This window comes from Streptomyces sp. NPDC013157, assembly GCF_042899865.1.
GTDB lineage: Bacteria > Actinomycetota > Actinomycetes > Streptomycetales > Streptomycetaceae > Streptomyces.
In genome coordinates, this window is sequence record NZ_JBIBAK010000004.1 from 590,477 (window position 1) to 616,054 (window position 25,578).

At 73.2% G+C, this 25,578-nt stretch carries 22 protein-coding genes; 7 read left to right on the forward strand and 15 right to left on the reverse strand.

Annotated features, from left to right (window positions below):
• Window positions 1-9: 9 nt before the first annotated feature.
• Together ectA and ACFY6U_RS15975 are read right to left on the reverse strand one after the other, a co-directional pair.
• Window positions 10-525, reverse strand: coding sequence for a diaminobutyrate acetyltransferase (ectA, locus tag ACFY6U_RS15970; protein ID WP_351496110.1), 516 nt, complete (start codon window positions 523-525; stop codon window positions 10-12).
• A 287-nt stretch (window positions 526-812) separates the two neighbouring features.
• The gene (locus ACFY6U_RS15975) at window positions 813-1,913 is read right to left on the reverse strand and encodes a pyridoxal-phosphate-dependent aminotransferase family protein (RefSeq protein WP_390038484.1); all 1,101 of its coding nucleotides are present in this window, start codon (window positions 1,911-1,913) and stop codon (window positions 813-815) included.
• Between the two features lie 229 nt (window positions 1,914-2,142).
• Here ACFY6U_RS15975 and ACFY6U_RS15980 point away from each other — a divergent pair, with 229 nt between their 5' ends.
• The 6 genes from ACFY6U_RS15980 to ACFY6U_RS16005 all read left to right on the forward strand — a co-directional run bounded on the left by ACFY6U_RS15980 (window position 2,143) and on the right by ACFY6U_RS16005 (window position 7,081).
• On the forward strand, window positions 2,143-2,997 hold the full coding sequence (locus ACFY6U_RS15980) for an ABC transporter substrate-binding protein (RefSeq protein ID WP_390038486.1): 855 nt from the start codon (window positions 2,143-2,145) through the stop codon (window positions 2,995-2,997).
• Window positions 2,994-3,830 carry an amino acid ABC transporter permease gene (locus tag ACFY6U_RS15985; protein ID WP_390038488.1) on the forward strand — a complete coding sequence of 279 codons (837 nt, stop codon included), beginning with the start codon at window positions 2,994-2,996 and terminating at the stop codon, window positions 3,828-3,830. Before ACFY6U_RS15980 ends, ACFY6U_RS15985 begins: the two co-directional genes overlap by 4 nt.
• The gene (locus ACFY6U_RS15990; protein WP_390038490.1) at window positions 3,827-4,600 is read left to right on the forward strand and encodes an amino acid ABC transporter ATP-binding protein; all 774 of its coding nucleotides are present in this window, start codon (window positions 3,827-3,829) and stop codon (window positions 4,598-4,600) included. Before ACFY6U_RS15985 ends, ACFY6U_RS15990 begins: the two co-directional genes overlap by 4 nt.
• 21 nt (window positions 4,601-4,621) lie before the next feature.
• A complete protein-coding gene (locus tag ACFY6U_RS15995) occupies window positions 4,622-4,912 on the forward strand; it encodes a hypothetical protein (protein ID WP_390038492.1) in 291 nt (96 codons plus the stop codon).
• A 5-nt stretch (window positions 4,913-4,917) separates the two neighbouring features.
• Window positions 4,918-6,009: an amidohydrolase family protein gene (locus tag ACFY6U_RS16000; RefSeq protein ID WP_390038494.1), complete on the forward strand. Its 1,092-nt coding sequence runs from the start codon at window positions 4,918-4,920 to the stop codon at window positions 6,007-6,009.
• A gap of 142 nt (window positions 6,010-6,151) precedes the next feature.
• On the forward strand, window positions 6,152-7,081 hold the full coding sequence (locus tag ACFY6U_RS16005) for an SCO1860 family LAETG-anchored protein (RefSeq protein ID WP_390038496.1): 930 nt from the start codon (window positions 6,152-6,154) through the stop codon (window positions 7,079-7,081).
• A gap of 100 nt (window positions 7,082-7,181) precedes the next feature.
• Here ACFY6U_RS16005 and cobC read toward each other — a convergent pair whose 3' ends face one another.
• The 6 genes from cobC to cobM are packed head-to-tail and all read right to left on the reverse strand — an operon-like array spanning window position 7,182 to window position 13,625.
• Window positions 7,182-8,303 carry an Rv2231c family pyridoxal phosphate-dependent protein CobC gene (cobC, locus tag ACFY6U_RS16010; protein ID WP_390038498.1) on the reverse strand — a complete coding sequence of 374 codons (1,122 nt, stop codon included), beginning with the start codon at window positions 8,301-8,303 and terminating at the stop codon, window positions 7,182-7,184.
• Window positions 8,293-9,213, reverse strand: coding sequence for a sirohydrochlorin chelatase (locus tag ACFY6U_RS16015; RefSeq protein ID WP_390038500.1), 921 nt, complete (start codon window positions 9,211-9,213; stop codon window positions 8,293-8,295). The genes cobC and ACFY6U_RS16015 overlap by 11 nt, the downstream gene beginning before the upstream one ends.
• Entirely contained in the window at window positions 9,210-9,794 is a 585-nt protein-coding gene (locus tag ACFY6U_RS16020; RefSeq protein ID WP_390038502.1) for a precorrin-8X methylmutase, read from the reverse strand. Before ACFY6U_RS16020 ends, ACFY6U_RS16015 begins: the two co-directional genes overlap by 4 nt.
• Window positions 9,791-11,494 carry a precorrin-3B C(17)-methyltransferase gene (gene cobJ / locus ACFY6U_RS16025; protein WP_390038503.1) on the reverse strand — a complete coding sequence of 568 codons (1,704 nt, stop codon included), beginning with the start codon at window positions 11,492-11,494 and terminating at the stop codon, window positions 9,791-9,793. The genes ACFY6U_RS16020 and cobJ overlap by 4 nt, the downstream gene beginning before the upstream one ends.
• Entirely contained in the window at window positions 11,491-12,780 is a 1,290-nt protein-coding gene (gene cbiE, locus ACFY6U_RS16030) for a precorrin-6y C5,15-methyltransferase (decarboxylating) subunit CbiE (protein ID WP_390038505.1), read from the reverse strand. The genes cobJ and cbiE overlap by 4 nt, the downstream gene beginning before the upstream one ends.
• Complete coding sequence (gene cobM, locus ACFY6U_RS16035) at window positions 12,777-13,625, reverse strand: precorrin-4 C(11)-methyltransferase (RefSeq protein ID WP_390038507.1); 849 nt, start codon at window positions 13,623-13,625, stop codon at window positions 12,777-12,779. The genes cbiE and cobM overlap by 4 nt, the downstream gene beginning before the upstream one ends.
• 84 nt (window positions 13,626-13,709) lie before the next feature.
• Here cobM and ACFY6U_RS16040 point away from each other — a divergent pair, with 84 nt between their 5' ends.
• On the forward strand, window positions 13,710-14,438 hold the full coding sequence (locus tag ACFY6U_RS16040; RefSeq protein WP_351496080.1) for a ZIP family metal transporter: 729 nt from the start codon (window positions 13,710-13,712) through the stop codon (window positions 14,436-14,438).
• A gap of 11 nt (window positions 14,439-14,449) precedes the next feature.
• On the opposite strand, the gene cobI is transcribed toward ACFY6U_RS16040, so the two are convergent.
• Genes cobI through ACFY6U_RS16075 form a run of 7 tightly spaced genes read right to left on the reverse strand, consistent with a single transcriptional unit; the run spans window position 14,450 to window position 25,492 of the window.
• The gene (gene cobI, locus ACFY6U_RS16045) at window positions 14,450-15,196 is read right to left on the reverse strand and encodes a precorrin-2 C(20)-methyltransferase (protein ID WP_390038509.1); all 747 of its coding nucleotides are present in this window, start codon (window positions 15,194-15,196) and stop codon (window positions 14,450-14,452) included.
• On the reverse strand, window positions 15,181-16,734 hold the full coding sequence (locus ACFY6U_RS16050; RefSeq protein ID WP_390038675.1) for a cobyrinate a,c-diamide synthase: 1,554 nt from the start codon (window positions 16,732-16,734) through the stop codon (window positions 15,181-15,183). The genes cobI and ACFY6U_RS16050 overlap by 16 nt, the downstream gene beginning before the upstream one ends.
• Window positions 16,734-17,333 (reverse strand): cob(I)yrinic acid a,c-diamide adenosyltransferase, encoded by a 600-nt coding sequence (cobO, locus tag ACFY6U_RS16055; protein WP_293997213.1) that lies wholly within the window; start codon window positions 17,331-17,333, stop codon window positions 16,734-16,736. Before cobO ends, ACFY6U_RS16050 begins: the two co-directional genes overlap by 1 nt.
• Entirely contained in the window at window positions 17,333-19,360 is a 2,028-nt protein-coding gene (locus tag ACFY6U_RS16060) for a putative cobaltochelatase (protein WP_390038511.1), read from the reverse strand. The genes cobO and ACFY6U_RS16060 overlap by 1 nt, the downstream gene beginning before the upstream one ends.
• Entirely contained in the window at window positions 19,357-23,025 is a 3,669-nt protein-coding gene (cobN, locus tag ACFY6U_RS16065) for a cobaltochelatase subunit CobN (RefSeq protein ID WP_390038513.1), read from the reverse strand. The genes ACFY6U_RS16060 and cobN overlap by 4 nt, the downstream gene beginning before the upstream one ends.
• Window positions 23,022-24,554: a cobyric acid synthase gene (locus ACFY6U_RS16070; RefSeq protein ID WP_390038515.1), complete on the reverse strand. Its 1,533-nt coding sequence runs from the start codon at window positions 24,552-24,554 to the stop codon at window positions 23,022-23,024. Before ACFY6U_RS16070 ends, cobN begins: the two co-directional genes overlap by 4 nt.
• Window positions 24,551-25,492: a cobalamin biosynthesis protein gene (locus ACFY6U_RS16075; RefSeq protein ID WP_390038517.1), complete on the reverse strand. Its 942-nt coding sequence runs from the start codon at window positions 25,490-25,492 to the stop codon at window positions 24,551-24,553. The genes ACFY6U_RS16070 and ACFY6U_RS16075 overlap by 4 nt, the downstream gene beginning before the upstream one ends.
• Between the last annotated feature and the right edge of the window lie 86 nt (window positions 25,493-25,578).

Consider the following 25,578-nt stretch of genomic DNA (forward strand, 5'->3'; position numbering starts at 1 on the left):
CGGGGCTCCTCAGTGCGATGTGGGGGTCAAGGGGCCGATGCGGTACAGGACTTCGGGGTCGTGCGGACCGTCGGGGAACTCACCGGCCTCGAACAGCACCGAGCGCTCGACGACGGCGCCGTGCCGGGCGGCGTACGAGGTGAACAGGCGCTCGGAGGCGGTGTTGCCGGGGGTGATGGTGGTCTCGACGGCGGTGAGCGGCCGGTCGGCGGCCACCTGCGCCGTGAGCCCGTCCAGCAGTCGCGCCGCGATGCCGCGCCCGCGCTGCGCGGCGTCCACGGCCACCTGCCAGACGAGCAGCGTGTCCGGCCGGTCCGGCCGGGTGTACCCGGTCACGAACCCGACGGGCTCGCCGTCCGCGCCACGCGCCACCGCCGAGGTGCCGGCGAAATCCCGGCACCACAGCAGATAGCTGTACGAGGAGTTGAGATCGAGGCTTCCGGAATCCTTGGCGATACGCCAGAGAGCGGCACCGTCGGTCACCAGCGGACGGTCGACGATCAGGTCTGCTTGTGGGGCAGTCATGCGAATTGAATTTAGCGAGGCAAATGCAAAAACGCACGGCGGGTGTCGGTGGTGGCTGAATCCGGACTGGCGCTATGTCATGATATGTCCTGCTACAAATCGGGCAAATTGCCCGGCTGTGTGGAGTGTGTCACAGGGTTGAAACCCGGACGAAATTCCCCCTGTTTAGCTGCGCAAAAAGCGGGCAGAAGAACTCGGGTAAGCCATCCACTGAAAAGGAATTCGAGATTTCCTTGAATTCAGGCGCCGGTAACTCCGTCTATACGCTCCCGAGGCCGGCCGCCCCGCTACCGCCAGGCGGAACCGACCGCCCGCCGGGCGCCCTCCGGGTCCACCGTCAGCCCCCGCTTCGCCAGCCCCGCGCCGATCGCCGCCAGGCTCGACCGGACGGCGCCGGCCGTCGCGTCCACCCCGTAGTGGTTGACCCGGATCATCTCCCCGGCCAGGGCGCCCCCGCCCGCGGCCAGCGGCAGGGTGCCGTCGCCCGCCAGGGCCTCGGCGACCAGTTCCGACGCCACCACACCCGCCGGCACCCGCAACGTCGTGGCGACCGGTGCCGCGTCCGACTCGGCGTACACGTACGGCTCCAGGCCGCCGCCGAGGGCCACCGCCCCGGCCCGGGTGGCCAGCGCGGACGTACGGTGCCGGGCCATCACGGTCTCCGGGCCGTCCGCCTCGATCCGCTCGACGCACGCCTCCAGCGCCAGCATCTCCAGCTGCGCCGGCGCGTGCAGCAGCACCTTGCGGCCGCCGTCGACCCAGCGCTCCTTCCAGTCCAGCAGGGAGAGGTAGGAGCGGCGCGGGGCGCTCGGGTTCGCCGCCATCCGGGCCCACGCCCGCGCGCTCACCGACACCGCCGAGACGCCGGCCGGGCCGCCCATCGCCTTCTGGGCCCCGATCACGCACAGGTCCACGCCCCACGCGTCGGGCAGCACCGGCTCGGCGCCGACCGAGGCGACCGCGTCCAGGTAGAAGAGGGCGCCGTGGGCCCGTACCGCCTCGCCGATCTCCGCGACCGGGTTGGTGTTGCCGGTCGCCGCCTCCGCGTGCACCAGGGAGACGAAGTCGATCTCCGGGTGCTCGGCGAAGGCCTCCCGGATCTGCGCGGCCGTCACCGCCGTGTGGAACGGCACGGAGAGGTCGATCACCGTCGCGCCGCAGTCCCGCAGCCAGTTCCCGAACGTCTGCCCGTACGGGCCGGTGATCACGTTCAGCGCGGTCGTCCCCGGCCCCGCCGTCGCCCTGATCGCGCCCTCCAGGGGCAGCAGTGCCTCGCCCTGCATGATCACGACGTCCTGACGGGTGTCCAGCAACCGGGCCACCCGGTCCTCGATCGCGGCGAAGCGGGCGGCGGTCAGCGGGGGCAGGTCGAGGAAGGGGTGGGTCACGACAGTGCTCTCTTCGCTCATGGAGGGGCGTACGGGGCAGATCAAGACGAGCGTAACCGGCACCCGCCGCACCGCCCCGACCGGCGACTTCTTAGGCCGGACAGGCCCACGGCCATCGGTTTGGTTTGAGAGGCCCAAACATCTCCTTATAATCGGAACCCGCAGAACCGGAATCCAAAGCTCCCTCACAGATCGTCGGGAGCTTCCCCACAGACTCACGGGAGGTCTCGTGACCACGCTCCTCGGGCGCCGCCGGGCTCGCGCCCTGGCCGCCGCCACCGCCGCGGCCGGGCTGGCCCTCGTGGCCGGCTGCACGTCGAGCGGCAACGGCTCCAGCGCCTCCAGGACGGCCGCAGGCGGGGTCGAACTCGTCAAGGCCGGGCAGCTCACCACCTGCACCCACCTGCCGTACCCGCCGTTCCAGTCGGAGATCGACGGCAAGGTGCAGGGCTTCGACGTGTCGATGATCGACCTGGTCGCCAAGAACCTCGGCGTGAAGCAGCAGATCCTCGACACGCCGTTCGAGAACTTCAAGACCGGCGCCTTCCTCAACTCCGGCGAGTGCGACCTGGCCGCGGCCGGCATGACCATCACCGCCGAGCGCAAGAAGAACGTCGACTTCTCCGACCCGTACTTCGACGCCACCCAGGCCCTCCTCGTCGACAAGAACAGCGGCATCACCTCGCTCGCCGACGCCAAGGCCAAGAAGGTCCGGCTGGGCGCCCAGGCACAGACCACGGGTGAGGACTACGTCCGGAAGCAGGGCTTCGACCCGGTCTCCTTCGAGTCCTCCGACGCCGTCCTCAACGGCCTGCGCACCGGCCAGGTCAAGGCCGTCGTCATCGACTACCCGGTGGTCCAGGGCTGGCTGAAGGACAAGGCCAACGCGAGCGCCTTCCAGGTCGCCGGCAACATCAACACCGGCGAGCAGTACGGCTTCACGGTGAAGAAGGGCAACACCAAGCTCCTCGCCGCCGTCAACAAGGCGATCGCCGATGCCAAGGCCGACGGCACGTACAAGAAGCTGTACGAGAAGTGGATCGGTCCCTACGACGCCTCGGCCGCGTCCCCCGCCGCCTCATGACCACGGACACGGACACCGCACTCCAGCCCCGCAGGAAGGGCCTGACCCGGCGGCAGAAGCGCCGCCTGTCGCGCGGCGCCCAGTACGTCGTCTTCGTCGCCGCCGTCATCGCCTTCGCGGTCGGCGCCGACTGGGGACGGCTGCAGAACCAGTTCGCCCAGTGGGACATCGCGAAGCAGATGTTCCCGGACGTCATCACGCTGGCGCTGAAGAACACGGTGCTCTACACCCTGTCCGGCTTCGTCGTCGGACTGGCCCTCGGCATGGTGATCGCGCTGATGCGGCTGTCGTCGGTCGGGCCCTACCGCTGGGTCGCCGGCGTCTACATCGAGATCTTCCGCGGCCTGCCCGCCCTGCTGATCTTCATCTTCATCGGGGTCGCCGTCCCGCTGGCCTTCCCCGGCACCGAGATCATCGGCGGCACCTACGGCAAGGTGGCCCTCGCGCTCGGCCTGGTCGCCGCTGCCTACATGGCCGAGACGATCCGCGCGGGCATCCAGGCGGTGCCCAAGGGGCAGATGGAGGCGGCCCGTTCGCTGGGCTTCTCACCCGCCCGCGCCATGGTCTCGATCGTCATCCCGCAGGCGTTCCGCATCATCCTCCCGCCGCTGACCAACGAACTGGTCCTGCTCTTCAAGGACTCCTCCCTGGTCCTCTTCCTCGGCGTCACCCTGGAGGAGCGCGAACTGTCCAAGTACGGCCGCGACCTGGCCAGTACGACCGCCAACTCCACGCCGATCCTCGTCGCCGGCCTGTGCTACCTGCTGGTCACGATCCCGCTCGGCTTCGTCGTCCGCCGCATGGAGGCGAAGGCCCAGGAGGCCGTCAGATGAGCCGACCCGAGATCGAGGTGAAGGGCCTGCACAAGTCCTTCGGCGACAACGAGGTGCTGCGCGGCATCGACCTGGAGATCGGCCAGGGCGAGGTCGTCTGCGTGATCGGCCCGTCCGGCTCCGGCAAGTCCACCCTGCTGCGCTGCGTCAACCTGCTCGAAGAGCCCACCCAAGGGCAGGTGTTCGTCGGCGGCACCGAGTTGACGGACCCGGACGTCGACATCGACGCCGTGCGCCGCAAGATCGGCATGGTCTTCCAGCAGTTCAACCTCTTCCCGCACCTCACGGTCACCGAGAACCTCACCCTGCCGCAGCGCCGGGTGCTGCGCCGGGACAAGGCGACGGCAGCACGGGTCGCCGCCGAGAACCTCGCCCGCGTGGGTCTCTCCGAGAAGGCGGACGCCTACCCCGCCTCCCTCTCCGGCGGTCAGCAGCAGCGGGTGGCCATCGCCCGGTCGCTGTCCATGGGCCCCGAGGTGATGCTCTTCGACGAGCCGACGTCCGCCCTCGACCCGGAGCTGGTCGGGGACGTCCTGGCGGTCATGCGGATGCTGGCCCGGGAGGGCATGACCATGATGGTGGTCACCCACGAGATGACCTTCGCGCGGGAGGTCGCCGACCGGGTGGTCTTCATGGACGGCGGGGTGATCGTGGAGGACGGCGCACCGGACCGCGTCATCGGCGACCCGAGCCACGAACGGACCCGCCACTTCCTGTCCCGGCTGCTCGACCCGGCCATGGCGCAGGTGGAGGAGGAGTCCTCGGACTAGGCGGGCGAGGCCCTGCTGTCGGTGCCGTGTGCGACCGGCAAACTCGTCCTGATCCACGGCGATCTGCGGGCCCGGGTCACCGTCCTGTCCGGCGGGTTCAGCCCGGACCTCGTCGGCGGCACGCTGCACGGCGCCGTCGTCGCGCCCGCCTACCTCGACCTCGCCCAGGACGTCGACCCGGCCTCGGTCCTCGTCCCCGGGGTGCCGCGCGGCGACGGCGAGGACGACTGGCGCTCCTTCGACGCCCCGCGGGTGCACGGCGGCCGGCTGCTGGGCCGCATCGATGAGGGGCTCCCGGTCGTCCTAGGCTGAGGCCCATGAGCGATCAGGCGGTGCTGCACGTGAGGGGCAGGGTCCTCGTGGGACCCGAGGACGTCCGCGACGAGCTGTGGGTGGTGGACGGCCGGGTCTCCTACGACCGTCCCGCCGGCGCCCGTGACATCCGGACCGTGGAGGGCTGGACGCTCCCCGGTCTCGTCGACGCCCACTGCCACGTCGGCCTCGGCCCGCACGGCCCGGTCGACGCGGCGACGGCCGAGAAGCAGGCCCGCACCGACCGCGAGGCCGGCACCCTCCTCATCCGGGACGCCGGCTCACCGTCGGACACCCGCTGGGTCGACGACCGCGACGACCTCCCGAAGATCATCAGGGCCGGCCGGCACATCGCGCGCACCCGCCGCTACATCAGGAACTTCGCCCACGAGATCGAGCCGGCGGACCTGGTCGCGTACGTCGCCGAGGAGGCCCGGCGCGGCGACGGCTGGGTCAAGCTGGTCGGCGACTGGATCGACCGCGACCTCGGCGACCTGGCGCCCAGCTGGCCCCGCGACGCGGTGGAGGCGGCCATCGCCGAGGCCCACCGGCTCGGCGCCCGGGTCACCGCACACTGTTTCGCCCGGGACTCGCTCCCGGACCTGGTCGAGGCCGGCATCGACTGCATCGAGCACGCCACGGGCCTGACGGAGGACCTGATCCCCCTCTTCGCCTCCCGTGGTGTCGCGATCGTCCCCACCCTGGTCAACATCGCCACCTTCCCGGACCTGGCGGCGGGCGGCGAGGCCAGGTTCCCCCGCTGGTCGGCCCATATGCGCAGGCTGTACGAGCGCCGCTACGACACGGTCCGGGCCGCCTACGACGCCGGGATCCCGGTGTACGTCGGCACGGACGCAGGGGGCAGCCTGGCCCACGGCCTGGTCGCGGGCGAGGTCGCCGAGCTGGTGACCGCCGGGATCCCGCCCGTCGACGCGCTCGCGGCGACCAGCTGGGCGGCCCGCGCCTGGCTGGGCAGGCCCGGACTGGAGGAGGGCGCACCGGCGGACCTGGTGGTGTACGAGAGCGACCCGCGCGCGGACGTGCGCGTCCTCGCGTCCCCCCGGAGAGTGGTGCTGAACGGGCAGGTCGTGGAGTAAGGGAACTGCTGTGCCTGCCGACTCGAATAGATGCGCGGAAAGTCCACTATTGAGTGAAGTAACGCAGGATTGCTGCCCGTTCACCCACAGTGCGTAATTCTTGGCGGGTCCCGAGCACGTTTCCTCTGGGGGTCCCACCACCTTGAACAGCGACACATTCCGTATGCCCGCACGCCGTCTCGCGATCTTCGCGGCGGCCACGGCCCTGGCCGCCGGTCCCGCGGCCCTGGCCGGCGCGGGCACCGCACACGCGACCACCGGCCACGGTCGCGCGAGCGCGGTCGTCCTGCGCACCGGCCTCGACGTCTCCCTCCTCAGCAAGACCGTGAACGTCCCGCTCGCGGTCTCCCTGAACGAGGTCCGGGCACCGCAGAGCGCCGACCGGACGGCGCTGACCGCCACCCTCGACGGAGTCGACGGCGGCAAGCCCTTCAACGTCCTCGGCGCGGACGTCGCCTCGGCGAAGGCGACGGTCTCCGCCGACCGCGCCGAGGCCGCCGTCCACCTCGCCCACGCCCGGCTGCACCTGCCGGGCCTGCCCCTGCTGTCCCTCGTCGCACTCGACACGGTCACGTCCAAGGCCACCTGCGAGACCGGCGAACAGCCGCGGGCCTCCGCCGACGTGCTCGGCGCCGTCACCGTGCTCGGCAAGCGCGTGACGCTGAGCGCGGGCGGCCCCACCGACGTCAGGGTCCCCGGCGTCGGCGAGGTCCGTCTCGACCTCTCCAGGCGCGAGACGACCTCGACCACGGCGGCGGCCAGCGCCCTCGAACTCAAGGTCTCCATCAACCCGTTGAAGCTCAACGTGGCCGAGGTGACGGGAACCCTGACCCTGGCGAAGACGACCTGCCAGACACCGCCCGACCCCGCGGCGGCCCCGGCCGATCCCGCGGATCCCTCTGATCCCGCCGACCCGGTGTCCGACGTGAAGGTGCAGGGCGCCCCGGTGAAGGAGACGAAGCTGGCGGAGACGGGCGGGAGTTCGGTGACGCCGTATGTCGTGGGAGGAGCGCTCGCTTTGGTACTGACGGGCGGAGGAGTGGTTCTCCTGGCGCGCCGCAGGCGCTCTTAGAGGCGCCCACTGAAGCGCCCCGAAGGGACGCGGGGAACTGCGCGACCAGCCACGACGCACCCGCGCTCGCCCACGGTCCGCAGTTCCCCAGCCCTTCCCCTCACGCCCGTGTCAACATCAACGCCTGATCAAGCGCCTGCAGGAACCGGTTCACCGTCACCCGGTCCCGCACCGCGATCCGCACCCACTCCTCGTCCAGCCCGGGAAACGTGTCCCCCCGCCGCACGGCGTACCCCAGCACCCGCAGCTGCCGCCGCACGGCCGCCGCCCCCGCCATCCGGACGAGCACGAACGGCCCTTCCGCCGGCCCCGCCACCCGCACCCCCTCGGGCGCGAACTCCTCGAGGCCCGCCACCAGATGGGCCCGGTCGGCGGCGACACGGTGCGCCGCATGCGCCGCCTCCGCCAGCGCGCGCGGCGCCACACACGCCTCGGCCGCGGCCAGCGCGGGTGTGGACACCGGCCACAACGGCTGCGCCCGCTCCAGCTCCGTGATGATCTCCGGCTCGGCCAGCACGTACCCGATCCGCAGCCCGGCCAGCCCCCACGTCTTCGTCAGGCTCCGCAGCACCACCAGACCCGGCACATCGGCCCGCCCGGCCAGCGCCTCCCGCTCGCCCGGCACCGCGTCCATGAACGCCTCGTCGACCACCAACGTCCGCCCGGGACGCGCGAGTCGGGCGATCACCCCGGCCGGATGCAGCACCGACGTCGGGTTCGTCGGATTGCCGATCACGACCAGGTCGGCGTCCTCCGGGACGGCCGCCGGATCCAGCCGGAACCCGTCCGCCTCCCGCAGCAGCACCCGGTCCACGGTGTGCCCGGCGTCCCGCAGCGCCGCCTCCGGCTCGGTGAACTGCGGGTGGACCACCACCGGCCGGCGCACCTTCAGCGCCCGCGCCAGCAGGACGAACGCCTCCGCGGCGCCCGCCGTCAGCAGCACCCGCTCCACCGGCAGCCCGTGCCGCGCCGTGACCGCCGCCCGTGCCGCCCGCCCGTCCGGGTAGGCCGCCAGCCCGCACAGCGACTCCGCTATCCGCTCCCGCAGCCAGACCGGGGGAGTGCCGGTGCGCACGTTGACCGCGAGGTCGACGAGCGCCGGACCGCCGTCCCGGACCTCGGCGTCGCCGTGGTGCCGCAGATCGTGCCCGCCCGGGGCACCTCCGGGGTCTTCGGGGCCTCTGTCGCCTCCTGGGCCGCCGGGACCGTCCTCAGTGCGCATGCGCGTGCCCGCCATGGTGATGGTGTCCGTGGTGGTGGCCGTCGTCGTCCGGGTGGAAGTGCGGCTGCTGCGGCAGCCCGACCTTGTCCTCGAAACCGGGCAGCGCGATCCGGTAGACGCACGAGTCGCAGTTCATCCGCAGATCACCCTCGACCGCCTCCCGGTACCGCTCCATCACCAGGTCCAGCAGTTCCGGCTCGGGCCCGATGACGTCCGCCGAACACACCTCGATCTCCGGGTGCGCGGCCGCCCAGCCCTCGGCCTGCTGGCGCACCCGGTCCGGCAGGATCCCGGTGAAGAGAAAGTACGGCAGGACGACGATCCGGCGCGCCCCCAGTTTCAGACACCGGTCGAGGCCGCTCGGCACGTCCGGCGCCGCCAACGACACGAACGCCGTCTCCACCCCGGCGTACCCGCGGCCCTCCCACAGCAGCCGGGCCGCCTTGTGCACCTCGGCGTTGGCGTCGGGGTCCGTCGAACCGCGGCCCACCAGCAGCACGGTCACCTCGGCGCGGTCCCGTGCGGCCCGCGAGGAACCGCCCAGCGCCTCGTCCAGGCGCCGCTCCAGGACCGACAGCAGGGAGGGGTGGGGTCCCAGCGGACGGCCGTAGGTGTACGAGATCCCCGGGTGCCGCTCCTTCTCCCGGGCCAGCGCCGCCGGGATGTCGCCCTTGGCGTGCCCGGCGGAGACCAGCATCAGCGGTACCGCGGCGAACCGCCGTACGCCCTGCTCCACCAGCTCGGCCACGGCGTCGCCGAGCGGCGGCGGGGACAGTTCGATGAAGCCGCCCGCGACGGGCAGTTCGGGGTGGCGGCGTCCCAGCTGCCGCACGAAGTCGCGGAACGCCTCGGCCCCGGCTTCGTCCCGGGTGCCGTGGCCGGCGATGAGCAGGGCGGGCGGGGTGGTCACAGGGTCTCCTCGGAAGTGGGGTGGTACAGCAGGGCGTTGAGCGCGGCGGCGGCGACCGCCGAGCCGCCCTTCTCGGACACGTTGCTCACGGCGGGCAGCCCGCTCGCCCGCAACGCGGCCTTGGACTCGGCCGCGCCGACGAAACCGACGGGCAGACCGATGACGAGCGCGGGGGCTGCGTCCAGCGTCAGCAACTCCTCCAGCGCGGTCGGCGCGTTGCCGATCACCCACAGGGCGCCGGGCCCGACCTGCTCGTAGGCGAGCCGGATCGCGTGCGCCGAACGGGTCAGACCGGGTTCGGACCCGGCGTCGCGCAGCCGGCACACCGTCTCCCTGCGGGTGATCCCGGCGGCGACCATCTCCACGTCCACGACGACCGGCGCCCCGGCGTGCAGCGCCGCGTGTGCCTTCACCAGGTCGGCCTCGTCGGTCACCAGGTCGGCCGCGTACTCCAGGTCGGCGGCGGAGTGGATGACCCGCTCCACGACCGCCCGGGTCAGCGGCGGGAAGTGCGAGGTGTCCAGGCGGGCGCGCAGCCGCCGGTAGGACTCCTGCTCGATGGGATGGACGACCCGGCTCACTTGCCCTCCTCCTGAGCGCTCTCCTGCCAGCGGTAGCCGCGCGGAGTGACCATGCGCCCGGCGATGTTCCGGGTCGCCGTGTTGCCCACGGTCACGACGGTCATCATGTCGACCCACGCCGGGTCCAGCGCACCCAGGGTGGTCAGCCGGCTCGACTCGTCGGGGCGCGAGGCGTTGCGTACCACACCGACGGGCGTCGCCGGCTCCCGGTGCCCGGCGAGGATGGCGAGCGCCTTCGGCAGCTGCCAGTCGCGGCCCCGGGAACGCGGGTTGTAGAACGTCACGACGATGTCCGCCTCGGCCGCCGCGCGCACCCGGCGCTCGATGACCTCCCACGGCGTGTGCAGGTCGGACAGGCTGATCGAGACATGGTCGTGGCCGAGCGGCGCGCCCAGGATCGCCCCGGCCGCGAGCGCGGCCGTGACACCGGGGACGCCGATCACGTCGATGTCGTCGGAGGCCTCGGCCAGCGCCGGGGAGGCCATGGCGTACACGCCCGCGTCCCCGCTGCCGATCAGCGCGACGGCCTGCCCGGCGCGCGCCTCGGCGACCGCGGTACGCGCCCGCTCCTCCTCCGCGCCGAGCCCCGACTCCAGGATCCGGGTGCCGGGCCGCAGCAGGTCACGGATCTGGTCGACGTACTGGTCGAGGCCGACGAGCACCGCGGCGCGCCGTAGTTCGGCCCTGGCGCGCGGGGTGAGCAGGTCCCGGGCACCGGGACCGAGGCCGACGACGGCGAGCCGCCCGCGCGCCGGACGCCGTACGACGGCACAGGTCGCCATGGCGGGCCGGCCGTCCTCGCGCTCCGACTTCCGCTTGGGGACGAGGAGTTCGCCGCCCCGCGCGAGGGCCGCCGCCTCGGCGACGGAGGGGGTGCCGACGGCGGCGAGGGGGGCGTCCGAGGGGTTGGGGACCCGGACACCGGCCAGTTCCTCGGCGGAGTACGTCACCAGCGGGACCCCGAGCCGCGCGGCCGCCGCGACGATTCCGGGTTCCCCGGCCTTGGCGTCGACGGTGGCGAGTTCGGCGATGCTGCGCGGCGACAGCCCCGCGTCCCGCAGCGCCGCGTCGACGAGGCCGAGCACCTCGTCGACGGGGGCGCCCTTCGAGGCACCGACGCCGACGACCAGGGACGGCGGCCGCAACAGCACCTCGTTCTCGCCGGGTTCGACCGCGCGGTCGGTCAGCCGGACGTGGTGGGCGCCCTCCTCCGCCAGCGGCAGCGGCGGCAGCGGCCACGCCGACTCGGCGTGCAGCGCCACCGGTTCGCCGTCCAACAGGGCCCGCGACACGGCCGCCACCGAGCCCTCGACCGGGAAGCCGAGGGTGTCGAGCCCGGGCAGCCCGACCGAGTCGGTCGCGGTGGTCACCACCGGCTGCGCGGCCAGCACCTCACCCACCTCCCGGGCGAGTTCGTTCGCGCCGCCCCCGTGCCCGCCGACCAGCGACACGGCGAACCGCCCGCCCTCGTCGACGCACACCACACCCGGGTCGGTCGCCTTCCTGCCCAGCAGCGGGGCGATCAGCCGGACCACCGCACCCGTGGCCAGGAAACACACCAGCTGCTCGCACTCCGCGAACGCGGACGGTACGGCGTCCTTGACGGGACCGTCGTACACCCGCGTGCGGTCCGGCCACGCCGCGGCCAGCCGGTCGCGCGCCGCCGCCCCCGCCGCGGTGGCGGAAATGAGGCCGATCACAGGGCAACTCCTTCGTCGGACAAGGGGGTTCGTGTTCCCCACAGCAGGAACACGGGATTGGTCGCCGCCAGCCGGGTCACCTCGCCCGGCAGCGGCGCGAGACGGGAGGACTGCAGCAGTACCCCGTCGCAGGAGAACCCGGCACCGGTGAGCGCCGCACGCGCCGCCGGTACCCGGTCCAGCGCGGCCATCGCGACCACCACCGTCCGCCGGGCGCGCGCGGCGCAGGCGCCGACGATCGCGGGCAGTTCGGCCCCGCCCCCGCCGATGAACACGGCGTCGGGGTCGGGGAGGCCGGTCAGCGCGTCCGGTGCCATGTCACACACCACATCCACGTACACCCCGTGCGCCCGGGCGTTGGCCGCGATCCGCTCCACCCCGTCCGCCGCCTTCTCCACGGCGACGACGGCGGCGCCGAGGCGTGCGCACTCCACCGCCACCGACCCGGAGCCCGCGCCGACGTCCCAGACCAGGTCGCCGAGGCGGGGCCCGAGCCGGGCCAGCGCCAGCGCCCGTACCTCGAACTTGGTGATCATCGAGTCGCGGTGCGCGAACTCGTCCTCGCCGAGGGCCCACCCGGCGGGTTCCGCCCGGCCCCCCGCCACCGTCCGCACGGCGCCCGGCGCCCGCGTCCGCGCCTCGTCGAGGCACAGCACCACGCTGACGTCCGGCCCCCAGTCCCGGTCCGCGGCCTCGGCGGGCGTGACCCGCTCGACGCGCTCCCGCGCCGAGCCGAGCGCCGAGGCGACGACGAGGACGCGCGCGTCGGACCCGCCCACGGACCCGCCCACGGACCCGCCCGAGGGTGTGCCGATGGCCTGCCGCAGCGCCGCCCCCAGCTCCGCCGGACCCGCCCCCGGCCCCGTCAGCACCGCGACCTTCGGATGCGCCCGGCAGACGTTCACCGCCGTGCGGGGGTCGCGTCCGTGCGCGCTCACCACCACGGCGTCGTCCCAGGGCAGCCCGATGCGGGCGAAGGCGACGGCGACGGACGACACCCCGGCCCGCACGTCCAGCCGGTCCGTGCCGAACCGCTCGGCCAGCACCCGCACGATCCCGAAGAAGCCGGGATCCCCCGAGGCCAGCACGGTCACGGGCAGGTCCTTGCCGACGTACTCCCCGATGGTGTCGAGGGCGGGCGCCAGCGGCCCGAGGACGACCCGCTCGGCCCCCTCCGGCAGCCGTACGGCGCCCAGATGCCGCCGCCCCCCGACGACCAGCCGGGCGCCGGCGAGCACGCCGGGCGGCAGCGGGGTGCCCGTCCCCGTACCGACGACCGTGATCATGTACTGGCCCCCCGCTCGCGCAGCTCCCGCCGGGCCTGCGGATCGGCTTTGCGGAAACCGTGGAAGTGGCCGGGGTGGTAGAGGTGCGAGCGGGTGCCGTGGGCGGCCAGGGCCGGGCCGACCAGGAAGAGGGTGTGCTTCCAGAGCTTGTGCTCCTTGACCGTCTCCTCCAGCGTCTCGATCGTGCACCGCACGACCAGCTCCTCCGGCCAGGTCGCCTGGTAGGCGACGACGACCGGGGTGGACGTGGGGTAGCCGCCCTCCAGCAGCTCGCGCACCAGCTGCCCGCTGCGCGCGGCGGAGAGGAAGATCGCCATGGTGGTCCCGTGCCGGGCGAACTCCCGCACCTCCTCCCCGGGCGGCATCGGCGTCTTGCCACCGCCGAGCCGGGTGAGCACGACGGACTGCGCCACCTCGGGAATGGTCAGCTCGCGCTGGGCCAGCGCGGCCACGGCTGAGAAGGAGGAGACACCGGGCACGATCTCGACCTCGATGCCGATCCCGGCACACCGGTCGACCTGCTCCTGGGTACCGCCCCAGAGCGCCGGGTCCCCGGAGTGGATACGGGCCACCCGCAGCCCCTCCGTCCGGGCCCGCTCGTAGACGGCGACGACGTCTTCGAGGGACATCGTCGCGGAATCCAGAACCTCCGCGTCCTCGCGCGCGTGCTGGAGGACCTCCGCCTGGACCAGGCTCGCGGCCCAGATCACGACGTCGGCCTCGGCGATCGCGCGCGCGGCCCGGAACGTCAGCAGATCGGCTGCGCCGGGGCCGGCACCGACGAAGGTCACCTTGCCGGTGGGAGCGTCGCCGGCGGCAGCGGCGGAGGCGGCGGCATCGGCCATGGAAAATCGGTCCTCTCTGGACAAAGGGTGTTACTCGTGGTGCTGGATGTGCGCTGAGGCGGGTCGATCGGATAGCAAGGGCACATGGCGGTCTTCGTCGCGCTCGGCGCGTTCCTGATGACGCTGGCCGGCGGCTGGACGGCACAGCGTGTGACCGACCGTCGTCACCTGGTCCTCGGACTGGCCGGCGGTCTGATGCTCGGTGTGGTCGGCCTCGACCTGCTGCCGGAGGCGCTGCGCGCGGCCGGCCGCGAGGTCTTCGGCGTACCGGCCGCCCTGCTCCTGTTCGTGGCCGGCTTCCTCCTGGCCCATCTGGTGGAACGCACCCTGGCCCTCCGCCAGGCCGCCCACGGCGCCGACGAGCACGGCCACCGGGCGCCCGAGGTGGGCCTGACGGCGGCCGGTGCGATGGTCGGCCACAGCGCGATGGACGGTGTGGCGATCGGTGCGGCCTTCCAGGTGGGTGGCGGCATGGGCGCGGCCGTGGCGCTCGCGGTCATCGCGCACGACTTCGCGGACGGCTTCAACACGTTCACGATCACGAGCCTGTACGGCAACGCGCGCCGCCGGGCGATAGCGATGCTGGTCGCCGACGCCTGCGCACCGGTCCTCGGCGCCCTCTCCACGATCTTCTTCACCATCCCGGAGGGCCTGCTCGGCGGCTATCTCGGCCTCTTCGGCGGCGTCCTGCTCTACCTGGCCGCCGCCGAGATCCTCCCGGAGGCCCACCACGAGCACCCGGCCCGCTCGACGCTGCTGTGCACGGTCGCCGGCGCGGCCTTCATCTGGCTGGTGGTGGGCATCTCCGGCTGACGCCCGACCGCTCACAGCTTCCCGCCTCTGCCGCCGTCCCGGCGCGGGGGTGCGATGAGCGTGGAGAGGTACGGCAGCGGGGAGCCGTCGAGCTCGGCGGCGGGCCGGACGGACTCCTCGGTCAGCCCCAGCGCCGACCCCCACACGGCGTCCTCGATCCGCCCGGTCTCCCGCAACGCCTCCAGGACCGCCCCGGCCTGCCGCCCGAACTTGTACGCCACGACGGTCCCCGGCCCGCTCAGCGCGTCCTTGAGCACCTCGGCCCCCGCCGTCACCGGCACCAGCGTCAGCGGCTCGGTCCCCTCGGTGAGCACGGCCCCGGACCGGGCGGCGAGATCCTGCATGGCCGTGATCCCGGGCACGGTCTCGACGACCACGTCCGGCACCAGCTCGGCGATGGTCTGCGCGAGATACGTGAACGTCGAATAGACATTCGGATCCCCGATGGTGGCGAAGGCGACCGCCCCATTGCCCCGCAGCAACTCGGCGACCCGGGCCCCCGCCGCGTCCCAGGCAGCCTCCCGCCGCCCCCGGTCACTGCGCTCGTTCAGCGCGAAGACGACCCGTACGACCTTCTCCGCGCCGACGTAGTGCAGCACGGTGGCCTCGGCCCGCCCACGCTCACCGGTGTCCATCACCGGCACCACGACGACATCGGCCGCACGCAGGGCGTTGACCCCCTTGACGGTCACCAGCTCGGGGTCACCGGGCCCCACCCCGACTCCGATCAACCTGCTGCTGCTCATGACGTCCGGCACCTCTCCACGAACCTTCGGGCCACACCGGGTTCGGACGCCCAGTGCGTGTGCAGATAACTCGCGTGCACACCCCGCTGTACAAAACCTTCGACCCGCGGCCGGGGCGCACGCACCCCCCACGCGGGAGCCGCCCCCGCCCCCGGCTCCACCACGGTCCGGTGAAACTCGTGCCCCCGCATCCGCGTCCCCGCGACGGCCAGCACACTGTCACTCACGGCAACGGCGTCCCGGTACCCCAGGGTCAGCCGTTCCGACATCCGCGCGCTCGCGTCCAGCACCCCGCACATGGGCAGCCCGTCCAGCTCCCGACACAGGTACAGCAGCCCGGCACACTCGGCGGCGACGGGAGCACCGCGCTCCGCGAGGGCGGCGACGTCCTTGCGCAGCACCTCATTGGCCGACAACTCCGCGCCGTACACCTCGGGAAACCCGCCCCCGATCACCAACCCGTCCGTCCCGTCGGGCAGCCGCTCGTCCCGAAGCGGATCGAACACGACGACCTCAGCCCCGGCAGCGGCGAGCAACTCGGCATGCTCGGCGTAGGAAAAGCTGAAGGCAGCCCCGCCGGCAACAGCGACGCGCACGCCGGTCTCTTTCAGCCCGGTCCGCACCCCCACCAGCCCGTCCGGCGTTTGAGGACGAGAGCCGGTCCGCACCCCCACCAGCCCGTCCGGCGTTTGAGGACGAGGCCGTTCAGGCCGAAGCGGGGGTCCGGGGGCGGCAGCCCCCGAAGGCGGGGCCGAAGGGGCGGCAGCCCCTGGTGACGGGACGGGTAGGGGCGGCGGGGGCGAGGAAACCAAGGCCGCACCCGCATCCCACGCCGCACCACCCGGCACCGCCCCGGCCCCCCGCGCCAACCCCATCAGCGCCTCCAGGTCACACCCGTCGGAAACCTGCGCAGCCATCGCCGCCACCGCATCCACGGCCGCCCCCCGCCGCTCGGCGACCGGCACCAACCCCAGATGCCGAGACGGCGTACCCACCTGCGCCACCCGCCGCAACACCCCGAACACCGGCACCCCCGCAGCGTCCAGCGCCTCCCGCAGCAACTCCTCGTGCCGGTCCGACCCCACCTTGTTCAGGATCACACCCCCGACCCGCACCTCCGGATCCCACGACGCGAACCCGTGCACCAGCGCCGCCACCGACCGCGACTGCGACGACGCGTCCACGACCAGCACCACCGGCGCCCGCAACAGCTTCGCCACATGCGCGGTGGACGCCAGCTCCCCTTCCCCCGCGGCCCCGTCGTACAGCCCCATCACGCCCTCGACGACGGCCAGGTCACAGCCCCGCGCACCGTGCGCGAACAGCGGGCCGATCAGCTCCGGCCCGCACAGGTACGCGTCGAGGTTCCGCCCCACCCGCCCGGTCGCGAGCGCGTGGTACCCGGGGTCGATGTAGTCGGGCCCCACCTTGTGCGGAGACACGGCGAGCCCGCGGGCGGCGAACGCGGCCATCAACCCGGTGGCAACGGTGGTCTTGCCGCTGCCGGACGACGGCGCGGCGACGACCAGCCGGGGCACGGACGAGGACATCACCACTCGATGCCCCTCTGCCCCTTCTGCCCCGCGTCCATCGGGTGCTTGACCTTGGACATGTCGGTGACGAGGTCGGCGAGGTCGACGAGCTTCCCGGGCGCGTTCCGCCCGGTGATCACGACATGCTGGGTCCCCGGCCGGTTCCGCAGCACGTCGACGACCTCATCGGTGTCGACCCACCCCCAGTGCATCGGGTACGCGAACTCGTCCAGCACGTAGAGCCGGTAGGTCTCGGCCGCCAGATCCCGCTTGACCTGCTCCCAGCCCTCCCGCGCCTTCTCCTCGTTGTCCATCTGCGCGTCGCGCTGCACCCAGGACCAGCCCTCGCCCATCTTGTGCCAGTCGACGGTCCCGCCCTCGCCGGAGGCGCCCAGCACCCGCAGCGCGTTCTCCTCGCCGACCTTCCACTTCGCCGACTTGACGAACTGGAACACCCCGATGGGCCACCCCTGGTTCCAGGCCCGCAGCGCGAGCCCGAACGCGGCGGTGGACTTGCCCTTCCCGATCCCCGTGTGCACGACGACGAGCGGCCGATTACGGCGCTGACGAGTCGTCAGCCCGTCGTCGGGCACCACACTCGGCTGTCCCTGCGGCATTACGCGGCCCTCCTCGAACGCCCCTGAACGTCCTTCACCAGTCCGGCGATCGAGTCCGCCCGCAGTTCGTCGAGCGTCACCGCGGTACCGCCCAGCTCACCTGCCAACTGCCCGGCGAGCCCCAGCCGCACCGGCCCCGACTCGCAGTCCACGACCACCGAGGCGACCCCGCCGGCGGCGAACAGCCGCGCCGCGCGCCCGGCGAGCGCGACCGGCTCGGGGCCACCGGTGGCGCGGCCGTCGGTCACCACGACCACCAGCGCCCGCCGTGCCGGGTCCCGCAACCGCTCCACCCGCAGCACGTCATGCGCCTTGAGCAGCCCGGCGGCGAGCGGCGTGCGCCCACCCGTCGGCAGCGACTCCAGCCGGGCCGCCGCCGCGTCCACCGAAGAGGTCGGCGGCAACGCCACCTCGGCCGCGGCCCCCCGGAAGGTCACCAGCCCCACCTTGTCCCGCCGCTGGTAGGCGTCGAGCAGCAGCGACAGCACGGCACCCTTCACCGCGCCCATCCGCTGCCGGGCCGCCATCGACCCGGACGCGTCGACCACGAACAGCACGAGGTTGCCCTCACGCCCTTCCCGGGCCGCCTGCCGCAGATCGTCCCGCCGGAGCACGAGCCCCGGCCCCGACCGTCCGCGGGCCCGCTGATGCGGGGCGGCGGCCTGGACGGTCGCCGCCAGATGCAGCTTGGTCAGGGCACCGCGCGGCCGTCGGGCACCCGTCGTCCGCCCGTGCTCGGTCCGCGCCCGGGACCGCCGCCCGGCGGCACCCTCGCCGATCCCCGGCACGCTCAGCACCTTGGTCCGAAAGGGCTCGGCCGCCCGTACGGGCGCCTGCTCCCCGGCACCGGCCTGCTGCGGCACGCCGTCGCTCTCCCCGGCCTCGGGCCGGGCGGCGTCCCCCGTCGCACCGTCGCCCTGCGGCCCCTCGTCGGGCTGCGGCTGCCCGCCACCCCCACCGGGACCGTCCGGATCCGGATCGTCGTCCCCGGACTCCCCGGACTCCCCGGACTCCCCGGAGAACTCCTCCAGCGTCTGGTCCAGCTTGTCCTCGTCAAGTCCCGGCGCGTCGAAGGGGTTGCGGCGCCTGCGGTGCGGCAGCGCCAGCAGCGCGGCCTGCCGTACGTCCTCGGCGAGCACCTCGGTCCGCCCGGCCCACGCGGCCAGCGCGCTCGCCGTCCGGGCCATCACGATGTCGGCGCGCATCCCGTCGACCTCGAAGGCCGCGCAGGTCGCCGCGATCTGCCGCAGCGCCCCGTCGCCCAGCCGCACCGACGGCAGCAACTCCCGTGCCGCCGCGATCCGCTGCCGTACGGCGGCCTCCTCGCCGGCCCAGCGCGCCGCGAAACCCGCCGGATCGTCGTCGTACGCGAGCCGTCGCCGTACGACCTCCACCCGCCGGTCGGGCTCACGGGAGGCGGCCACCTCGACCGTGAGGCCGAACCGGTCGAGCAACTGCGGCCGCAGCTCGCCCTCTTCGGGGTTCATCGTCCCGACGAGCAGGAAGCGCGCCGCGTGCCGGACCGACACACCCTCGCGCTCGACGTACGACGCGCCCATCGCGGCCGCGTCCAGCAGCAGGTCGACCAGGTGGTCGTGGAGGAGGTTGACCTCGTCGACGTAGAGGATGCCCCGGTGCGCGTCGGCCAGCAGACCCGGCTCGAAGGCCTTCACGCCCTCCGCCAGGGCGCGTTCGATGTCCAGCGCGCCCACGAGCCGGTCCTCGGAGGCCCCGACCGGCAGTTCGACCATGCGCGCCGGGCGGGTCTCGAAGGCGCCGGGCGGGTTGTGCGGGCCGTCCGGGCAGGCCGGGTCGGGCGCGGCCGGGTCGCAGGAGAAACGGCAGCCGGCGACGACGTCCACGGCCGGCAGCAGCGCCGACAGGGCACGTACGGCGGTGCTCTTCGCGGTGCCCTTCTCGCCGCGCACCAGCACCCCGCCGACCGCCGGCGAGACGGCGTTCAGCAGCAGCGCGAGCCGCAGGTCGTCCTGGCCGACGACGGCCGTGAACGGGAACGGGGTACTCACTGGTCGTCGCCCTCCGAGTTGCCTTCCAGGTCGCCTTCGAGCTCGAGGTAGGTGGCGCGCAGCCGCTCCAGGGTGTCCGCGTCCGGCTCGGTCCACAGGCCCCGGTCGGCGGCCTCCAGGAGCCGTTCGGTGATGCCGCGCAGCGCCCACGGGTTGGACTTCTTCATGAAGTCCCGGTTCTCCGCGTCGAAGACGTACTCCGCGCTGAGTTTCTCGTACATCCAGTCGTCGACCACGCCCGCCGTGGCGTCGTAGCCGAAGAGGTAGTCGACGGTCGCCGCCATCTCGAAGGCACCCTTGTAGCCGTGCCGGCGCATGGCCGCCATCCAGCGGGGATTGACCACCCGGGCCCGGAAGACGCGGTGCGTCTCCTCGCCGAGCGTCCGGGTCCGCACCTGGTCCGGCGTGGCCGAATCACCCACGTACGCCTCGGGGCTGGCGCCGGTCAGATGGCGGACCATGGCGACCATGCCGCCGTGGTACTGGAAGTAGTCGTCGGCGTCCACGAGGTCGTGCTCGCGGGTGTCCACGTTCTTCGCGGCGACGGCGATCCGCCGGAACGCGGTCTCCATGTCCCCGCGCGCCGCCCGCCCGTCGAGTCCGCGGCCGTAGGCGTAACCGCCCCACACCGCGTACACCTCGGCGAGGTCGGCGTCGGAGCGCCAGTTGCGGGCGTCGATCAGCGGGAGCAGGCCGGCACCGTAGGCACCCGGCTTGGAGCCGAAGATCCGGGCGGTGGCGCGCCGCCGGTCGCCGTGCTCGGCGGTGTCCTCGTCGGCGTGCGCCCGCACGAAGTTGGACTCCGCCGGCTCGTCCAGCTCGGCGACCCTGCGCACCGCGTCGTCGATCAGCCCGACCACGTGCGGGAACGCGTCCCGGAAGAAGCCGGAGATGCGGACCGTGACGTCGATGCGCGGCCGGCCCAGCTCGTCGAGCGGGATCACCTCGAAGCCGGTCACCCGCCGCGACGCGTCGTCCCAGACCGGACGGCAGCCCAGCAGCGCCAGGATCTCGGCGATGTCGTCGCCCTGGGTGCGCATCGCGGAGGTGCCCCACACCGTCAGGCCGACGGACTTCGGGTAGGCGCCGGTGTCCTGGAGGTACCGCTGCACGAGCGAGTCGGCGAGCGACTGGCCGACCTCCCAACTCAGCCGGGAGGGAATCGCCTTGGGGTCGACCGAGTAGAAGTTCCGGCCGGTGGGCAGGACGTTGACCAGGCCTCGGGTGGGGGAGCCGGACGGGCCGGCCGGGACGTAACCACCGTCCAGAGCCTTCAGGATGTGCCCGATCTCGTCCGTGGTGCGCGCGAGCCGTGGCACGACCTCGGTGCACGCGAACTCCAACACGGCCGCAGCGTCCGGGAGTTCGGTGCCGAGGACCTCCCGCACCAGGGTGCGGCTCTCGGCGGCCGCCCAGTCCCGCTGCTCCATGCCCTCCGCGACCCGGCGGCACAGCTGCTCCAGCAGGTCGATCGCGTCGGCCGCGGTACGCGACGGACCCTCGACGAGATCCGACAGCTCGACCGGCACCTTCACCGGCGCGCCCGGCTCGGCCAGCAACTCCTTCTCGACCAGACCGAAATGCGCGGCGAAGGCGGCGCGAAGCCCGGGCAGCGCGTTGGCCTGCCCGCCCCACACCTGCGAGGCGCGCAGCACGGCCAGCACCAGGTTCACCCGCGGCTCGCCGACCGGCCCGCCGCCCAGGATGTGCAGGCCGTCGCGGATCTGCACGTCCTTGATCTCGCACAGATAGCCGTCGATGTGCATGACGAACTCGTCGAAATCGCCGTCCTCCGGCTGCTCGTCCACGTGCAGGTCGTGGTGGAGCTCGGCCGCCTTGACCAGCGTCCAGATCTGGGCGCGCACGGCCGGCGCCTTCGTCGGGTCCAGATCCGACACCAGCGCGTACTCGTCGAGCAGCTGCTCCAGTTTGGCCAGGTCGCCGTAGGCGTCGGCACGGGCCATCGGCGGCACCAGGTGGTCGACGACCGTGGCGTGCCCGCGCCGCTTGGCCTGGGTGCCCTCGCCGGGGTCGTTGACGATGAACGGGTAGATCAGCGGCAGGTCGCCGAGGACCGCGTCCGGCGCGCAGCCCGCACTCAGGCCGAGGCCCTTGCCCGGCAGCCACTCCATCGTGCCGTGCTTGCCCATGTGCACGATCGCGTCCGCGCCGAAGGAGTTCTCGAGCCACCGGTAGGCCGCCATGTAGTGGTGCGACGGCGGCATGTCGGGGTCGTGGTAGATCGCGATCGGGTTCTCCCCGAAGCCGCGTGGCGGCTGGATCATGACGACGACGTTCCCGAACCGGAGGGAGGCGAGCACGATGTCGTCGCCGTCCACGTACAGGCTGCCCGGCGGCTCGCCCCAGGCCTCCGTCATCGCGTCCCGCAGCTCCGGGTCGAGCTTCTCGAACCACGCCCGGTAGTCCGCGAGCGGCACCCGCGCGGGCGCGGCGGCCAACTGCTCCTCGGTCAGCCACTCGACGTCGTGCCCACCTGCCTCGATGAGACGGTGGATCAACTCGTCGCCGCCGGAGGGGTACTCGGTGACGCCGTACCCGGCGTCCTTGAGGGCGTCCAGCACCCGCACCGCGGACGCGGGCGTGTCCAGGCCGACCGCGTTGCCGACCCGCGAGTGCTTGGTCGGATAGGCGGTGAAGACCAGGGCGACGCGTTTCTCCGCGTTCGGCTTGTGCCCCAGCCGGGCGTACCGCACGGCGATTCCGGCGACGCGTCCGGCCCGCTCGGGGTCGGCGACGTACACCGGGACGTCGTCCGGCCCCTGCTCCTTGAAGGAGAAGGGGACCGTGATCAGCCGTCCGTCGAACTCCGGGATCGCGACCTGCATCGCCGCGTCCATGGGGGACAGGGCGGCGTCGGACTCGTCCCAGGCCGCGTGCGAAGAGGTGAGGCAGAGCCCTTGCAGGACAGGGATGTCGAGATCGGCGAGAGCGCCGATGTCCCAGGCCTCCTCGTCACCGCCGGCCGAGGCCTGGGAGGCGTGGGTGCCGCCCGCGGCCAGGACGGTGGCCACCAGCGCGTCGGCCCCGGCGAGGATCTCGTACAGCCCGGCGTCCGCCCCGCGCAGCGAACCGCAGTACACCGGGAGGGCGTTGGCGCCGCGCGCCTCGATCGCGTCGCACAGGGTGTCCACGAAGGCGGTGTTGCCGCTCAGTTCGTGGGCCCGGTAGAAGAGCACCCCGACGGTCGGGCGGCCTTCGACCAGCGGACGCTCGCCGTGGACGCCGTACTCGGGCATCTTCTGCGGCTCGTCGAACCCCTCGCCGGTCAGCAGCACGGTGTCGGAGAGGAACCGGGCCAGCTCGGTGAGGTTGGCGGGGCCGCCCTCGACGAGGTACCTGAGGGCTTCGGCCACCACACCGGCGGGGACCGACGACTCGGCCATCAGCTCGGCGTCCGGCACCGCCTCGCCGCCGAGCAGCACGGTCGGGATCCCGGTGGCCTTCAGGGCGGCGACCCCGTCCTCCCAGGCGCGCTTGCCGCCGAGCAGCCGTACGACGGCGATGTCCGCGCCCGCGACGAGCGCGGGCAGCTCCTCCGCGACGCCGACGCGCGTCGGATTGCCGATCCGGTAGTCGGCACCGGAGGCGGCCCGGGCCGCCAGCAGATCGGTGTCGGCGGTCGACAACAACAACACAGTGCTCATGCGGGCGCTCCCGGTGGGATGAAAGGCAGTCCTTGCGGCGCGCCCGACTCGATGAGCCGCCAGAGCGCGTCCGTGTCCGCGTGCTGTTCGATCAGGTCGCCGAGCCGGTCGAGCTGCTCCTCGCGCAGCGCGGCGAACGAGGTGTCGGGGGCCGGTACGAACCGGCGGCCCGCGGCGGCCGCCACCTCGCGCAGGAAGGCCCGGCGGAAACCGTCCGACTCCAGGGAGCCGTGCCAGTGCGTGCCCCAGGTCTGCCCGACCCGGCAGCCGTCCAGGCTGTGTCCTCCGTCATCAGAGATGAAGGCATCGCCGCCGACGACTTCGGCGACCCCGTGATGGATCTCGTACCCCTCGACCCGCTCGCCGAGTGCCGTCCCCTCCGGCCGGGTAAGGATCTTCTCGGGGGCGAACCGCACCCTTAGGGGCAGCACCCCGAGACCCTCCACCCGCCCCCGCCGGCTCTCGACCTCGTCCTCGATGTGCTCCCCGAGGATCTGGAAGCCACCGCAGATGCCGAGCACCGGCCGCCGTTCGGCGGCCCGGCGCCGCAGCGCTTCGGCCAGCCCCCGCTCCCGCAGCCACTCCAGGGCGCGGACCGTCCCCCGGGTGCCGGGGACGATGACGAGGTCGGCGTCGGCCAGCTCCTCCGGCCGGTCCACGAACCGCACCACGACGCCCGGTTCGGCGGCCAGCGCGTCCACGTCCGTGAAGTTGGACATCAGGGGGATCGCACAGACGGCGACCCGCAGGACGTCCTCCCCGACGGGCGGGGCGACGTTCGACTCGCGCACGGTCCCGCGCAGGGAGACCCGGAGGCCGTCCTCCTCGTCGATGCCGAGGCCGTGCCGGAAGGGGAGGACGCCGTAGGTGTGCCGCCCGGTGAGCCCGTGGAGCATGTCGAGGCCCGGCTCCAGCAGCGAGACGTCCCCGCGGAACTTGTTGACGAGGAACCCGGCGACGAGGGCCTGGTCCTCCGGCGAGAGCAGCGCCACGGTCCCGAAGAACGAGGCGAAGACACCGCCGCGGTCGATGTCACCGACGACGAGCACGGGCAGCCCGGCATTCCGGGCGATCCCCATGTTCACGATGTCGGTCCGGCGCAGATTGATCTCCGCCGGACTGCCGGCCCCCTCACAGATCACCGCGTCATACGTGCCCCGCAACTCGGCGAGACAGTCGAGCACGGTCCCGAGCAGCTTCTGCTGCCGCCCGCCGTGGTAGCCGCGCGCGCTCAGTTCGCCGACGGGCTTGCCGAGCAGCACGACCTGACTGCTCTGCTCGCCGCCGGGCTTCAGCAGCACGGGGTTCATGAGCGCGGTCGGCTCCACCCGGCAGGCCTGCGCCTGCATGGCCTGCGCCCGCCCGATCTCGGCACCTTCGCGCGTGACAAAGGAGTTGAGGGACATGTTCTGCGCCTTGAACGGCGCGACCTTCACACCCTGCCGCACCAGCCACCGGCAGATACCGGCGGTGACCACACTCTTCCCGGCGTCGGAGGTGGTACCGGCGACGAGGAGGCCACCGCTCATGACGTACGTCCCTTCGCGACGAGGCGCGCGGCGACGGTCACGCCGAGCGCGAGCAGACCGACACGACGGGAGAGCCGCACCGCCCGCCCGATGTCCGCGACCTCCACGGCCCGCCCCTTCTGGTTCAGCACGGGCCGGTGCTCGACCCGCCCCGCATACGACAACGTCCCCCCGAGCCGCACCCCCAGCGCCCCCGCGAACGACGCCTCCACGGGCCCCGCGTTGGGACTCGGATGCTTCGCCGCGTCGGCCCGCCAGGCCCGTACGGCCCCCCGCCGTTCGTCCCCGGCCACCGCGGCCAGCACGGCGGTGAGCCGTGCCCCCGGCCACCCGGCCAGGTCGTCCAGCCGCGCGGAAGCCCACCCGTACCGCCGGTACCGGGCCGACTTGTGCCCCACCATGGCGTCCAGGGTGTTGACGGCCCGGAACCCCACCAGCCCGGGGACGCCGGCCACGGCTCCCCACACCAGCGCGCCCACGACCGCGTCGCTCGTGTTCTCGGCGACCGACTCCACGACCGCACGGGCGATCCCGTCGGCGTCCAGGGCCTGCGGGTCCCGTCCGCACAGATGCGGCAGCCGGGCGCGGGCGGCCTCGACGTCGCCGGCCTCCAGGGCCCGCCCGATGCCGCGGGCCTCGCGCGCGAGCGAAGTACCGCCGACCACGGCCCAGGTGGCCGCGCCGGTGAGGACCACGGACGCGGCGGTGGACGGTCGTACGATCCGCTGGGCCACGGCACCCAGCGCCACGGCGCCGCCGGCGCACACGGCGGTGTGCAGCGCGCCCCACCCGCGGTGGTCCCGCCACAGCACCCGCTCCACGGCCCCGGCCACCCGTCCGAACACGGCGACCGGATGCCCCCGGCGCGGATCGCCGAGCAGCAGATCACCGAGAAGGCCGGCGGCGGCGCCGTACGCGAAGACGCGATCGGCACCCATCGGCTCAGCCGGCCGCGGGGTCGGGAACGGGCCGGGTACTCAACCTCGATCGGCAGCCGCGCATGGCGTTATGTCCTCACTCAGGG